The organism is Acinetobacter sp. V116_7, from assembly GCF_056735735.1.
In genome coordinates this window covers 176127-192057 of record NZ_JBWZIF010000027.1, presented here as the reverse complement: position 1 = coordinate 192057, position 15931 = coordinate 176127, and the positions used below count along the sequence as shown (strand labels likewise).

Below are 15931 nucleotides of genomic sequence, written 5' to 3'. Positions count from 1 at the left end.
TTGTTTTGATTGCAAAAACCATCTGATTAAACTCGTGCCAATTCTTTTAATAATTCAGATGATACAATGACGTACAAAGCAATTTTATCTAGCCTTTCCATTGCTTTATTTAGCTTATCTTTAGCTGGATGTAATGACAACGATAATCAAGAAAATGTAGCAACCACACCTAAGCAACCGAATATCTTATTTATTATGGCTGATGACTTAGGCTATTCAGATTTAGGCGCTTTTGGTGGTGAAATTCACACCCCTAATATTGATAGTTTGGCTCAAGAAGGTCGCCTTTTAACGGATTATCATACTGCCCCGACCTGTTCTCCAACACGCTCTCAACTCATTTCTGGTACTGATCACCATTTAGCTGGTATTGGGGCAATGGCTGAACTGACACCAGAACATTTGAAAGGACAGCCAGGCTACGAGGGATATTTAAATGAACGTTCTCTATCGATTGCACAAGTACTTAAAGATAATGGTTACCGCACGTACATCAGTGGTAAATGGCATTTAGGGCTAACCCCTGAAACCAATGCACATGCAAAAGGTTTTGATCATTCATTTACTTTATTACAAGGTTTAGATCACCACTTTAAGCAAGCGCCAAGTGCGTTTAAACGAAATTCAACTTATACAGAAGATGGCCAAGTTATTCCTGTTTCAGCTTTGCCTGATGACTTTTTCTCGACAAATTATTTTACCGATAAATTACTGAGCTACTTAGACTCAGGCAAAAATAGTGGCAAACCGTTCTTTGCTTATGCTGCCTATACGGCGCCTCACTGGCCAATTCAAGCACCTGCTGAATACCGTGAAAAATATCGCGGTGTTTATAATGTTGGTTACGATGCTATTCGTAACGCACGTATTGCTAAGCAAAAACAGCTTGGAATTATCCCTGCAAACTTTGAGGCAGCAGAACCAATTGCAACTCAAAATGCCCCACAAAAATATGGAAAATGGGATGAGTTAACAGCCGAACAAAAGGCATTAGAAGCCCGTAAAATGGAAATCTATGCAGGCATGGTAGAAAACCTCGATGCTAACGTCGGCCGTATTATTCAATACCTCAAACAAAATAATCTTTATGACAATACCTTAATTTTCTTTGTTTCCGATAACGGTGCTGAAGGTTTTGTACGTGGCGGATATGGTAGTGAATCTGGTTTTGATAACTCTGTAGCAAATGTGGGTACACCAACTTCATATCACTATATTGGACCACGTTGGGCCGAGGTCAGCGCGGCACCATTTCATTTATGGAAAGATACAGCTGGTGAAGGTGCAACCACTGCCCCTGCTATTGTGAAATTACCAAATCAGAAAAAAGCAGAAGAAACCAATAATAGCTTTGCATCTGTACTCGATGTTTTCCCAACCCTATTAGAATATGCTCATATTCCAGTACCTCAAGGCCAATACAATGGTCGTACCATTAATACGCCATCAGGAGTTTCATGGAAGCCTTTACTTGAAAATAAAACTACTACCATTCGCCCTGCAAATTTTAGTTTTGCCGATGAATTACATGGCAGTAAATATGCAAAACAAGGTGAATGGAAAATTGCAGTTCAAGGGCGCCCTGAGTTAGGCACTGGGACTTGGGAGTTGTACAACATTGCCACTGATCGTGGAGAAAAGCACAATGTTGCACAACTTTACCCAGCAAAAGTGCAAGAGTTGTTATCGGTTTATCAAAAATATACTGAGAAAAATGGTGTGCAGGAATATAACGCCAAATGAGATTAAAACTATTTTTAGTTACCGCAATCAGCCTGTCTTTTATGACAGGCTGTAGCCAATCTTCACAAGTTTCTGAATCAGCACCCTCGCCTCAACAGCTAACGTCTTTAGCTGACCTTGGTTCTATTGAAAAGTGTAAAAACTACTCTGGACTACCTCAAGGTTGGCTCAAACAGCCTACAGCTGGCATGGTGTTAATTGCCGATGGGCATTTTAATTTTGGTTCTGAGAAAGCCTATCCCGATGAACTTAATTTTGGAAAAAAACAAAGAGAAGTCAAAGGATTCTGGGTTGATCAGACTGAAGTTACCGTTGCTCAGTTTGCAAGCTTCGTAAAAGCAACGGGCTATATTACCGATGCCGAAAAACAAAAGCAGGCTGCTGTTTTCTCACCAGATCCTCATCATCCACAGCAATGGTGGCAGCTAAAATCAGGATATACATGGAAAACTCCAAATGGCAGTAATGGTGCTGTAGCTAATCCGAATGAGCCTGTGCGATATGTGAGTAAAAACGATGCTGAACATTATGCAGTCTGGCTCGGACATGATTTACCAACAGAACTAGAATGGGAATATGCAGCTAAAGCCAACTCAAAAACTGATACGCCCTTACATCAAGCGCCTACCGATGAACATCAACATCCACAAGCAAATTACTGGCAAGGTGAATTCCCTTTTCAAAACCTAAATCAAGATCACTTTAAAGATGTAGCACCCGTTGGATGTTTTGCGGCAAATAATTTCAAACTATTTGATACGATTGGAAATGTATGGGAATGGACATCCTCTCCTTATCAAGGTGCTCATGACCAACATATGGGAAATTATTCTGATTTAAGACAACAACAAATTGCGAGTACACAATATGTAATTAAAGGCGGATCTTTTCTATGTGCTCAAAATTATTGTTCGCGTTATCGAAACAGTAGTCGTTATCCGCAAGACTTTGATTTAGCAGCAACCCACGTTGGCTTTCGAACAATTTTAAGATCTGATTAGTTTCTTTTGATTAGAATTAGTAAATATATTTTTAACGAAAAGTAGGTCGAAAAATAATCAATATATTTCTATAGTACAAAGGAGAATGATAAAAAAGTGAGAACATGATGAAAGCATTATTTCTTTGTGTAGCAGCAATTTTCACAATGTCATTATCAGCCTGTGCAGTTCATACACGGGAAGGTAGTATTGTGATTGATCCAGATTCACCTTATCACAATCATCCCGGAGACTTTTGCCCACCAGGACAAGCTAAAAAAGGACGCTGTTAGAAACACTCATTCTTAAAGTAATTTTGAAGTTACGTTAAAGAAATAGAGTTTAATTGAATGATAAGCTGAGTACAAAAATAGTGGGTTCCAACCCAAAAATAGATGGGATGAAACTAGAAAATTATGGTGTAAAAAAATCACCATATCCCCAAGATTTTTAAAAGACAATCTTACGTTGTCTTCTATCTAGTTTCACCCCAATTCTTTTTTATTCCGTCTGACTTCTCTTATCCTTTAAGAAAAAAGTCTAGTTTTTAATCATTTCTGCATCTGTATTATTGATACATTTTGAACATTTTACCTTCAGGTTAAAACTGATGTATTTGCTTCATACAAAATAATCATTTATGTAACGTAAGTCTATAAAAATGTTCTAAAAATGTGAAAAAAATTAAGGTCAAAATGAGATGGATTTATCATAAAAAATTGCTCTTTCAAGTTTCATCACATAAATATTCAATATTATTTTGTCAGTTATTGCCACTCGTTTCCTTTCATTGGCATAGATAATGTATACATCTGTATATTAACCCAGTCTTATAACGAGATATTTTATGTCCAGCACAAGTCAAGTCGAAGGTCTACAATTTCCAGTACACGCCTCAACAAAAAAACAAAGCACATCTCTTACAGGCCAAGAGATTTTGTCAGAGGCTTTATCTGTTGTAGATAATAAAACCGCGCAACAAGTGTTGAATGAAAAAAACTGGCGAAAAAACTACCCTATTTATTTTAAAGCGCTTGTTAAGCAAGGCATCTCAAATAGTAGCAACCCAATTACTATTGCTAAGCAGGGCTTGCATAAAGCTCACCACCTTTTTGACTACTATCGTGATAGTAAGCATTACCTTTTAAAAGATGCGGTTCATATTGCTTCATCTACACCCCTTCATACAGTAAAACTTAAAGGTGAAAGTGATGCAGCCCCAGAGTGGTATGTTCCTTACAAAGGGCAAAAGCTCAGTGGACAAAGCTTACTAGACCAAATTCAACGTTGGGAAGAGGCTGGTATTATTGAACCAAGCCATGCAAAAGCTTTGCGTGAAGCTACTGCTCATCCAGAATGGTTTGATTTATCTGACCGTACCATGGTGTTGTTTGGTGCGGCTTCAGAAGCTGGTCCTCTACCTTGGTTAGCCAAATGGAAAGCGAATATTATTGCTGTCGACTTACCAAACCCACGTGTCTGGGGCAAAATTTTAAATACGATTCAACAAGGAAACGCAACACTCATTGCTCCAAGCGTTGAACAAATTGCTTCCTCAGCAAAAGCTTCTGAACTAAAGGATAAATTGGGTGCAAATTTATTGACTCAATTACCAGAAATTGCACAGTGGCTAGTGCAGTTTCCACAAAAGTTAGATTTGGCCGCAATCGCCTATTTAGATGGTGAAAAGCATGTTCGCGTGTCGATGGCAATGGATAGCATCATGCAATTTGTGAGCGAGCATAAGTCTGATACGAGCCTTATGTTTATGTGTACGCCAACCGATGTTTATGCTGTTCCTAAAGAAGTAGCAAAAGCTGCTCAACAAAAATTTAAATCACGCACAAAACTACAAAAAATGGCGGTGAAAGGTGTTTCTACACTTTCCTTAAATCGTTTTTTCCAAGCGCCTTATCAAGACCTGATTGATTGTGAAAATGGAAAAACTTATGGTATTGCCGACTGTCTAGTGGTTGAACAAGGCCCAAACTATGCTTTGGCAAAACGCATTCAACAATGGCGTGCTATTTTGGCCCGTCATCAAGGACAACACGTCAGTATTAATATTGCTCCATCTACAACGACTCACTCTGTGACTAAAAATCCATTATTGAAAGCAGCTTTTAATGGTGCAGAGCTTTTTGATGTAGAAGCGTTTAGTCCTGAAACGACCAATGCTATTATGGCGGCACTCTGGATTCATGACTTAAGAAATGAGTCTTCTGTGGCAAATCCTGAAACTGAACTGGACCATCCGCTTGAACTCATGATGGAAGGTGCTAACCACGGCGGATTATGGCGTGTTGCTTATTTAGCAAGAACTGCCCTACCTTTTGCTGCAATCTATGGATTTGCAACCGAAAAACTACCTTTTGGAAAATCATCTAAAAAATAGTTTAATTAAAGCCCAATTCTAGAATTGGGCTTTTTTCTGAGTTTTTCTATTTATTTTGAAAGTGTGATAGATATTTTTGCATTTCATCAGGTGGCACCATACCGCCTCCGGTCGCCCATACCACATGATTTGCCTGCTGCAACTGTTCAGCTGATAGTTGATGTAAAGCCAAATAATCAGAACTCGTCTGAACATAATATGGACCCATCATTCCTGCCACTGCTGAAGGCTCAAGCTGAATATTTTCAGTTTGATTTAGAAGTGCTATTAGTTCATACAAACGTTCATCGTTAATTGTGTAATAGCCATCAATTAGCTGTTGCATAGCACGTCCAACAAAACCTGAAGCACGCCCTACTGCAAGTCCATCTGCGGCTGTAACGTTATCGATACCAATGTCATTTACTGAAATCTGATCATGCAAGCCTGTGTGCACACCAAGCAACATGCAAGGCGAATGGGTTGGTTCAGCAAAAAAACAATGTACGTGCTCACCAAAAGCCAGTTTCAACCCAAAACTCACGCCACCTGGGCCACCACCGACGCCACACGGCAAATAAACAAATAATGGGTGTTCAGCATCAACTTTAATCTGTTTTTGCTCAAATTGCTGTTTTAAGCGTATTCCAGCAACGGCATAACCTAAAAATAATGTTCTCGAGTTTTCATCATCAATAAAAAAGCAGTGTGGATCTTGTTCTGCGGCTTTTCGTCCCTCTTCAACAGCTACACCATAGTCACTGGCATATTCCACAACATTGACACCTAGTGAACGCAGTTTGTCTTTCTTCCACTGTCTAGCATCGGCAGACATATGGACTGTGACTCTAAAACCCAGTTTAGCGCTCATAATACCGATAGAAAGCCCAAGGTTGCCTGTAGAACCTACTGCAATTTGATACTTAGAAAAAAACGTTCGAAATGCGTCTTGGTCGAGTTTAGTGTAATCGTCTTCCAACTTGAGAAGCCCTGCCTCAATTGCCAATTTTTCAGCGTGAGCCAAGACTTCATAAATACCACCACGGGCTTTAATTGAACCTGAAATAGGGAGATGACTATCTTTTTTCAGCCAGAATGCTCCTCTCAGTAGCACTTGTTCTGTTGAAGAAAGTGCTTGCTGCATTTTCGGAATTTCAACAATATCTGATTCAATTTTTCCATGTTGTGCTTGAGTTTCAGGAAATACTTTTGCCAAATAAGGTGCAAAACGCGCTAGCCTTGCTTCCGCTTCACTTACATCGTCTACTGTGAGTCCAACTTTTTCTAAAGCTTCTGTTAAAGGATAGCGATGAGGTGTAAACCAAAATGTCTCTTTATAGGCTTGCAATGTCTCAATAAGTGGAAATTGTTGTTTTAGCTGATCTATTTGAACCGCATCCATAATCTATCCTGATATCAAAGTTTAAGCCCAGCTTTTAAAGCTGCTTGATGCTCTATAACGACTTGTTAATTTATAATTGAATGTACATGAAAATAGACTGAACTTTAAAAAGAAACAAATAAAAAAGCCACTGTTCACAGTGGCTTTAATGTTTTAAATGCTTTTATACAAACTGCAAGAATAACCAGTACAAACCGCCTGATAAACAGATTGTTGCAGGAAGTGTAAATACCCATGCAGATAAAATTGTTTTAACTGTATTGAAGTTTAAGCCTGATTTATTCGCAACCATGGTACCCGCAACAGCACTGTTTAAAACGTGTGTTGTTGAAACAGGCATACCTAAACCGTCAGCAGCTGCAATTGTACTCATTGCTACAAGCTCAGCAGACATCCCCTGACCATAAGTCATATGATGCTTACCAATACGCTCACCTACAGTCACAACAATACGTTTCCAGCCAACCATGGTGCCTAAGCCAAGTGCCAAAGCAACTGCTACTTTCACCCAAGTTGGAATGTATTGTAAGAATGAATCTAAGCTACTACGGTATTCTTTCACAAGTTTTTCTTGTGACTGATCCATTTTTGGTAATGCATTTGCTTTATCCAAACGCTTAAACGAAGTGGTACTTAAATACATGTCATTACGAATTTCGCTAATTGCAGCTTCTGGAATATCTTTTAAGTTGCTATAGCTAGAAACACGCTCACCCAAGTGGTCAGTCATGCTTGCCAATGCAGGCACTACTTCTGGAGTTTGCTGTTTAGTTTGAATGTATTTAGTCAGAATAACACGTGCTTTTTCATCAGTTAATTCTGGCTGATTTTGATTCAAAAATACGGCAGTTTGAGAAGAAAGCTGATGGAATGATTGAACTTGTTGTGTATCAAGGTTTTTATTTAATGAATAAGCCAACGGCACCAGACCAACCAAAATCAGCATGATGAGACCCATACCTTTTTGACCGTCATTAGAACCATGTGCAAAACTTACACCTGTACAGGTAAAGATTAAAATTGCACGAATGATTGCTGGTGGTGGTTTATTACCTTCTGGCGGCTGGAATAATTCTAATTGGCGTTTAAAAACAGTTTTAACCAACAAGAATACAATCGCTGCAAAAGCAAAACCAATTAAAGGCGAAAATAATAAGGCCTTACCGACTTTAATCACCTGATCCATATCAACACCGCTGGTCGTTACGCCAGTCGATGCACTCAACAGATGGTTCATAATGCCCACACCCAAGATTGAACCAATCAAAGTATGAGAACTAGAAGCAGGAATACCCAAGAACCAAGTACCTAAGTTCCAGAGAATTGCAGCAATTAGAAGCGCAAAAACCATTGCGAAACCTGCACCGCTACCCATGTTCATAATCAGTTCAACAGGCAACAATGCAATAATGCCGTAAGCGACTGCGCCGCTTGCAACCATTACCCCAAGAAAATTACAAAAACCTGCCCACATGACTGCAACTGGTGCAGGTAAAGCATTGGTGTAAATTACTGTTGCTACTGCATTTGCAGTATCGTGGAAGCCATTTACAAACTCAAAGCCTAAAGCAATCAAGAGTGCAGTAGATAAAAGGATAACCGAATAAAGACTCAAAGGTGGTACATGTGCTAAATCAGCACTCACCTGAAATCCAATATAAATAAGTGTTGCAACAATAATCGTCAGAAACACCGGCATAAAAAACTTGGGTGTCGGGACATGTACATTCGTCGATTTGACTTGCAGGTTTGCCGCAAGTTTTGAATCCGAAACAGGGGGTAGATTAGAATTCATGCAGACGGTAAGAGGATAAAAAAATCCTCTGTATTCTTAAATTAAATTATGACAATTATATGACAAAGCGGCGCCTGATGAAGTCAATTTTTCATATTTTGACCTCATTTGATGCACCTTTCCTCTATGAAATTTATTTTTTTATTAAAATACAATAATTTAAATCAATTTATATCTTCCTTATTTATGACTATTTTTAAAGCAAAAATATATAAAAAATTACCCGAATGCTTGTTTTTTAAACAGCATAATTGTCATAAAACGGAATATTGGCGATGAAATATTTCAATATCATGATCATTTTATGAATATTTGATGAAAAAACAGTCTCTATTTGTCATAAAAGCCTTTTTTTAATGAATCTATTACAAGTGAATGGTGGGTCGTTATAGCTCATCAATTGCGCAACTATTCTGTTACAATAGCGCCGCATTTTTAAATTTGTAAAATATCGGGGTTTTCTATGTCTACGCTTGCCACCCTAAAAGCGCTTCTTGCCAAACGCATTCTGATTATTGATGGTGCGATGGGTACCATGATTCAACGCCATAAATTAGAAGAAGCCGACTACCGTGGTGAGCGTTTTGCCGATTGGGCACATGACCTAAAAGGTAATAATGACCTTCTTGTGCTAACTCAACCCGAAATCATTCAAGGTATTCATGAAGCTTATCTTGATGCAGGCGCAGACATTATTGAAACCAACAGCTTTAACGGTACGCGTGTTTCAATGTCTGACTACCACATGGAAGATCTTGTTCCAGAGATTAACCGTGAAGCAGCACGTTTAGCTAAAGCAGCTTGTGAAAAGTATTCGACTCCAGATAAACCGCGTTTTGTAGCAGGTGTACTCGGTCCAACATCGCGTACCTGTTCAATTTCGCCTAATGTAAATGACCCTGCCTTTCGTAACATCACTTTTGATGAGCTAAAAGAAAACTATATTGAGGCAACTCATGCGCTTATTGAAGGCGGTGCAGATATCATTTTGATTGAAACCGTTTTTGATACATTAAACTGTAAAGCTGCAATTTTTGCGGTGAAAGAAGTCTTTAAGCAACTTGGTCATGAATTACCACTCATGATTTCAGGGACCATTACCGATGCTTCAGGTCGTACTTTAACAGGTCAAACTGCTGAAGCGTTCTGGAACTCTGTACGCCATGGTGACTTACTCTCAATTGGTTTCAACTGTGCCCTTGGTGCAGATGCTATGCGTCCTCACGTTAAAACCGTGTCTGATGTTGCTGATACGTTCATTTCTGCTCATCCAAATGCTGGCTTACCAAACGCTTTTGGTGAATATGATGAAACACCAGAACAAACTGCTGCCTTCTTAAAAGAATTTGCAGAAAGTGGTTTGATCAATATTACCGGTGGTTGCTGTGGTACAACGCCTGACCATATTCGTGCGATTGCCAATGCTGTAAAAGACATTGCACCACGTCAAATTCCTGAAACGAAGCCAGCTTGCCGCTTAAGCGGTTTAGAACCATTTAATATTTATGATGACTCATTGTTCGTTAACGTCGGTGAACGTACCAACGTTACTGGTTCAAAAAAATTCTTACGCTTAATTCGTGAAGAAAACTTTGCCGAAGCTTTAGAAGTTGCACAGCAACAAGTGGAAGCTGGCGCACAGATTATCGACATTAACATGGATGAAGGGATGCTCGATTCGCAAAATGCGATGGTACATTTCTTAAATCTTGTAGCATCTGAACCAGATATTTCACGTGTGCCAATCATGATTGACTCATCAAAATGGGAAATCATTGAAGCAGGCTTAAAATGCGTACAAGGTAAACCTGTTGTTAACTCGATTTCGTTAAAAGAAGGTTATGACGAGTTTGTCGAAAAAGCTCGCCTGTGCCGTCAATATGGTGCTGCAATTATTGTGATGGCCTTTGATGAAACTGGTCAGGCCGATACTGCTGAACGTAAACGCGAAATCTGTAAACGTTCTTATGACATTTTAGTTAACGATGTGGGCTTCCCTGCTGAAGATATTATTTTTGACCCGAACGTGTTCGCAGTAGCAACAGGTATTGAAGAACACAATAACTATGGCGTCGATTTTATTGAAGCCACAGGTTGGATTAAACAGAACTTACCACATGCCATGATTTCTGGCGGTGTATCGAACGTTTCGTTCTCGTTCCGTGGAAATGAGCCTGTTCGTGAAGCGATTCACTCCGTGTTCTTGTACCATGCCATTAAACAAGGCATGACCATGGGTATTGTAAATGCCGGTCAAATGGCCATTTATGACGATATTCCTAAAGAACTCAAAGATGCAGTTGAAGATGTTGTTTTAAACCAGAACCAAGGTGAATCTGGTCAACTTGCTACTGAAAAACTACTTGAAGTTGCTGAAAAATTCCGTGGTCATAGTGGTGCCCAGCGCGAAGCAGAAAACCTTGAATGGCGTAACGAACCTGTAGAAAAACGTCTTGAATATGCATTGGTTAAAGGTATTACCACCTACATTGACGAAGACACAGAAGAAGCTCGCCTAAAAGCCAAACGTCCTTTAGATGTAATCGAAGGCGCTTTGATGGACGGCATGAATGTGGTCGGTGACTTGTTCGGTTCAGGCAAAATGTTCTTACCTCAGGTTGTGAAATCTGCACGTGTTATGAAGCAAGCTGTGGCTTGGCTCAACCCATACATTGAAGCTGAGAAAACAGGTAGCCAATCTAAAGGTAAAGTCCTGATGGCAACTGTTAAGGGCGACGTACACGATATTGGTAAAAATATTGTAGGCGTTGTACTGGGCTGTAATGGTTACGATATTGTTGACCTTGGCGTGATGGTGCCTTGCGAGAAAATCTTGCAAACTGCAATTGATGAAAAATGTGACATCATTGGATTATCAGGTCTGATTACGCCATCTTTAGATGAAATGGTATTTGTTGCGAAAGAAATGCAGCGTAAAGGCTTTAACATTCCTTTATTGATTGGTGGCGCGACTACGTCTAAAGCACACACAGCAGTAAAAATTGATCCTCAATATCAAAATGATGCTGTGATTTATGTTGCCGATGCTTCACGTGCTGTGGGTGTCGCAACTACCCTGCTTTCAAAAGAAATGCGTGGAAACTTTATTGCAGAGCACCGTGCTGAATATGTCAAAATTCGTGAGCGCTTAGCTAACAAACAGCCTAAAGCTGCCAAGCTAACTTATGCAGAGTCGGTTGAGAATGGCTTTAAAATTGATGAGAGTTATGTTCCTGCAAAACCAAATCTTTTGGGAACACAGGTCTTAACCAATTACCCACTTGCAACACTTGTAGAATATTTTGACTGGACACCATTCTTCATTTCTTGGAGCTTGGCAGGTAAGTTTCCGAAAATTTTAGAAGATGAAGTGGTTGGTGAAGCTGCAACAGATTTGTACAACCAAGCTCAAGCAATGTTGAAAGATATTATCGACAACAACCTTTTTGATGCACGTGCTGTATTTGGTATGTTCCCCGCTCAGCGCACCGATGCTGACACCGTCAGCGTATTTGATGAAGCGGGTCAAAATGTTACGCATACTTTTGAGCACTTACGTCAACAATCTGACAAAGTAACAGGTAAACCAAACTTGTCTTTGGCAGATTACATTCGCGCTGACCGTGAGCAACAGGATTACTTAGGCGGATTCACTGTATCGATTTTTGGTGCAGAAGAATTGGCAAATGAGTACAAAGCCAAAGGTGATGACTACTCTGCAATTTTAGTTCAATCACTAGCTGACCGCTTTGCTGAAGCCTTTGCAGAACACTTGCATGAACGCATTCGTAAAGAGTTCTGGGGTTATAAAGCTGATGAACAGCTTAGCAATGAAGAGCTGATTAAAGAAAAATATGTCGGTATTCGCCCTGCACCGGGTTACCCAGCTTGTCCAGAGCACTCTGAAAAAGCAGTGTTGTTTGACTGGTTAGGTTCTACCGACAAGATCGGTACTAAACTGACTGAACACTTTGCAATGATGCCACCATCTTCAGTAAGTGGTTTCTATTATTCTCATCCACAAAGTGAATATTTTAACGTGGGCAAAATCTCTCAAGACCAACTTGAAGATTATGCAAAACGTAAAGGTTGGACACTTGATGAGGCAAAACGCTGGTTAGGGCCGAATTTAGATGATTCGATTAGTTGATTAATAAAAATTTCAAGGTTATAAATATCATAAAATTTAATTATTTATTGATAATTTATGACCTTGGAAAATTTAATTACTGCTCTAAATAGTAAGACTTCTGACTTAGAAATAAAAATTAATAGCCTCATTAATTTTTACTACAAATCTTATTCACAAGAGCACGCTCTTTCTATAGCTAACCTACATGATAATCATCAAATAGATCTATTACATCTAGCAAAAAAAATAATTGAATGTAAAACTCCTAAGCAATTAAAAAATATCGATCAATTTGAACATGTTTTTTTTAATATTATCACTCAAGCAAATAATATAAATTTTATTGACCTCACCACTATTACTTTTCAATTTGATGAAATATTTGACAAAGATCCCTTGAGATTTCACTACCTTAAAAAGGTAGGACAAAAAAATAGCAGTTATGCACAGTATTTATTTAGTTTAATAACTAATAATCTAGAAAAACATTATGATCAATTAGGCTTAGCAATTGCATGCTTAACCAATTTTGAGCCAAATCAAACTCAAGAATTCATTTTAAAACACTTTGATTTAAAAGAAAAAAATATAAATTTATTCTTGGATGCAATCAAATATATGATTTATCCTTTGCCTTCTGATGCAACTCAAATATTAGATAAAATTTTAAATTTAATAGATCATAATAATTTAAATGGAAATCAATTTTCTAAAATTTTAGAAATTATAACTTATATGTATCTTCAACATAAGGAACTCGAAGAAGATATAATCAATACTATAAAAATTATTAAAAGCAATCCTGATCTAGTAGAAATTCCAATTCAATCTTCAACTTTACTGCTTAGCGAGGGAAATAAATTTTCTAAAAAGATCAGAGAGAGTTTTTATAAAATTATACTTAACTCCCATAATATACCCCCTCAAGTTTGTAATTCATTAAGCCTCTGCATTAACAACATAACAAATGAAAATGATATTAAAAGACTAATTGAGATTATTGAACATCTATTAATTAATCATGAAAATATTTCTATTAAGAATTTCCATACTTACTATATATGTAAAAAAACTGAATTAATTAATAAAATCATTACACGATGGCTACTTACCAAACAAAAAAAATTATGGGAGTCTGTGTCAACTATAATATTAACTCATCAAATTAAATCATTAGAAGTAGATGTTTCTTGGGTTACGAGTTTCAAAGAGTCGGATTATACTTTTTTAACTAAAAAATCTATTGGATGGTTTGATATATATGAGAATCTCATTTTAATTTTTATTACTAGTATCTTAAACAAAATGCAATCCTCTCAATTAATTAAACAAGTCCTCAATCTGACTTTCCAACATGTCATTATTAATTATGAGCCTCAATATATTGGCTTTTTCTTCAATGAAAAAAATTATATGAACTTAGAAATAAAAGAAAAAATTCAAGATCTTAAAATTAAACATGAAAAATTCTATAGCGATCTAGATAGAGCAAAAAATTTGAAAGAATTAGCATGCCCTTTAGAGCACTCGAGGTTACTACAATATAAAAGGCATTATGAAAATGAAAAAATTAGCAAATTAGCTGATGCTCAATCAGTATTTTCTGATATTTTTTCAAAAAACATCATGTTATATGGTGAAACTTATATTCATCTTACAAATATCGAGAACAATGAAATCTCTATTCAAGAAAATGAACTTAGTTCTTTTTCTTACACTATGACTTTGCCTCTAAAATACTTCACCGATCCAGTTTTACTAGAATATCAAAGACAAATAATGAAGTATGAAGGAATGGAATCATGAAATTAATATTAAAAGAATATTTGAGATCCTTAAAAGAACGTAATGAACTAGATGCTCTACTACCTGACCTCTTAACAGAAATGGGAATGATTGTAACCTCCCTTCCTCAAAGAGGCACACGCCAAAATGGGGTTGATATTATGGCGGTGGGTAAAAACTCAAATCAAGACGATACTGTTTTTTTGTTTTCAGTAAAAGATGGCGATTTAAACCGTACACATTGGAATGGAGAAAGTGATCAAGCATTGAGACCTTCTATTGAAGAAATCTTTGATGTATATATTCCTAACAGAATTCCAGAGGAACACAAAAATAAAAAAATTGTAATATGTTTATGTTTTGGTGGAAATATTTTAGAACAGGTTAGAGAAAATGTGTCTAGTTATATTGCTCAGAAAACAACTGATCGTATTTCATTTGAAGAATGGAATGGTGATAAAGTTGCAGAGTTAATTATTCAACATTTACTCAAAGAATCCTTACTTCCAATTGGTTTTCGTGAAGAACTTCGACGCTCTATTGCAATGATTGAAGAGCCTGAATCATCGGTACAATATTTTCACTCACTACTTAAACTTATAGAACAATCAGGGCTAAAAACTGTACGAAAAATTCGCCTAATAAACCTTAGTTTATGGGTTTTATATTCATGGGCAAGAAATTTAGATAATTTAGAAAGTATCTATCAATCATGTGAAAAATCGATATTTACATCTTGGATCATTATCAAAGATATTTACACACAAACAAATAAAGAAGCAAAAGAAATAAAATCTACTTTTGACAATGTACTAAGAACTTATAGAAAGATAAGTGAAAACTATATAGATAAACTTAAACCATTTTGTCATACAAAATATACTATTTCTGCTAATTCTCACTATGGTAACCATATAAATACCAATTTAAAATTGTTTGATATTCTAAGTAGATTTTCAGTTTACGCTTTTTGGCTACACTTTGATATACAAAATGAAAGTGATGAAAATATTAAAAAAGATTTAACTGATAAAATGTGCAATCACCTTGATACACTACAGGCCTTAATATCAAACAATGGAATACTTTTCACACCGATTAAAGACTCCCAAATCATTGAAATTTCATTTTTTATTATCGCATTCAATCTAAGCAATGAAGAGGGACATATTGAATTTATTAAGTTTTATTTGACCAATTTAACTAATGCCTTAAAAAATTCGTATAATATAAATTATTTATATCCAGTTATATATGAAGATTTTGAAAAATTATTAAATCATTCATCAAAAAATGATGAAAGTTATTTTAAGGAAGCTACAGCAGGGAGCTTGATGCTACCAAGTTTAGCACTAATTTCCTCAATTTTAAACGATGAGGTATCTTTTAAAACAATTCAGGAAATACAGAGAGAAAAACTTTCTCATTGCAACTTTCAATTTTGGTTCCCACGGGTAAAATCGGAAAATATGATCTTAAAATCACCTGATCGTTTCCATGGCGCTTGCTGGTCAAATGTCCCTATTCAGAAAGAGATGACTGGATTTATTAAAGAATTTAAAATAATGTTATCTCAAAATAATGATTTAGAGAGTTTTTCACTTCTCAAAAATGATTTATATCCTATTTTACTTGTTGCATGTAGACACTATCGACAACCTATTCCATTGAATTTTTTAATTTAATGTTAAATCATGTTTAAAAAAGAGGGCGTGAAGGA

9 protein-coding genes are annotated in these 15931 nt (G+C 36.9%); 7 read left to right on the top strand and 2 right to left on the bottom strand.

What is annotated here, in order from left to right; translation table 11 throughout:
* The first annotated feature begins 66 nt into the window (after positions 1–66).
* From AC1PJP_RS13475 to AC1PJP_RS13460, 4 genes are all read left to right on the top strand, one after another.
* Positions 67–1743 carry an arylsulfatase gene (locus AC1PJP_RS13475; protein WP_416661761.1) on the top strand — a complete coding sequence of 559 codons (1677 nt, stop codon included), beginning with the start codon at positions 67–69 and terminating at the stop codon, positions 1741–1743.
* Positions 1740–2744 carry an SUMF1/EgtB/PvdO family nonheme iron enzyme gene (locus tag AC1PJP_RS13470; RefSeq protein WP_416661762.1) on the top strand — a complete coding sequence of 335 codons (1005 nt, stop codon included), beginning with the start codon at positions 1740–1742 and terminating at the stop codon, positions 2742–2744. The genes AC1PJP_RS13475 and AC1PJP_RS13470 overlap by 4 nt, the downstream gene beginning before the upstream one ends.
* Before the next feature lie 107 nt (positions 2745–2851).
* Positions 2852–3016 (top strand): hypothetical protein, encoded by a 165-nt coding sequence (locus AC1PJP_RS13465; RefSeq protein WP_016138934.1) that lies wholly within the window; start codon positions 2852–2854, stop codon positions 3014–3016.
* A 554-nt stretch (positions 3017–3570) separates the two neighbouring features.
* The gene (locus AC1PJP_RS13460) at positions 3571–5118 is read left to right on the top strand and encodes a hypothetical protein (protein WP_151827420.1); all 1548 of its coding nucleotides are present in this window, start codon (positions 3571–3573) and stop codon (positions 5116–5118) included.
* Between the two features lie 46 nt (positions 5119–5164).
* Here the strand turns inward: AC1PJP_RS13460 and AC1PJP_RS13455 are convergent, their stop codons facing one another.
* Together AC1PJP_RS13455 and AC1PJP_RS13450 are read right to left on the bottom strand one after the other, a co-directional pair.
* Positions 5165–6499, bottom strand: a complete 1335-nt coding sequence (locus AC1PJP_RS13455) for a D-serine ammonia-lyase (RefSeq protein ID WP_416661763.1) — start codon at positions 6497–6499, stop codon at positions 5165–5167.
* Between the two features lie 163 nt (positions 6500–6662).
* The gene (locus AC1PJP_RS13450; protein WP_151822240.1) at positions 6663–8294 is read right to left on the bottom strand and encodes an inorganic phosphate transporter; all 1632 of its coding nucleotides are present in this window, start codon (positions 8292–8294) and stop codon (positions 6663–6665) included.
* A gap of 463 nt (positions 8295–8757) precedes the next feature.
* On the opposite strand from AC1PJP_RS13450, the gene metH reads away from it, so the two are divergent.
* From metH to AC1PJP_RS13435, 3 genes are read left to right on the top strand one after another with little or no spacing between them, the layout of a single operon-like run.
* Positions 8758–12444, top strand: a complete 3687-nt coding sequence (gene metH / locus AC1PJP_RS13445) for a methionine synthase (protein WP_479767252.1) — start codon at positions 8758–8760, stop codon at positions 12442–12444.
* 57 nt (positions 12445–12501) lie between these two features.
* On the top strand, positions 12502–14232 hold the full coding sequence (locus tag AC1PJP_RS13440) for a hypothetical protein (protein ID WP_479767250.1): 1731 nt from the start codon (positions 12502–12504) through the stop codon (positions 14230–14232).
* Positions 14229–15896: a hypothetical protein gene (locus tag AC1PJP_RS13435; RefSeq protein WP_479767249.1), complete on the top strand. Its 1668-nt coding sequence runs from the start codon at positions 14229–14231 to the stop codon at positions 15894–15896. Before AC1PJP_RS13440 ends, AC1PJP_RS13435 begins: the two co-directional genes overlap by 4 nt.
* Positions 15897–15931: the final 35 nt, after the last annotated feature.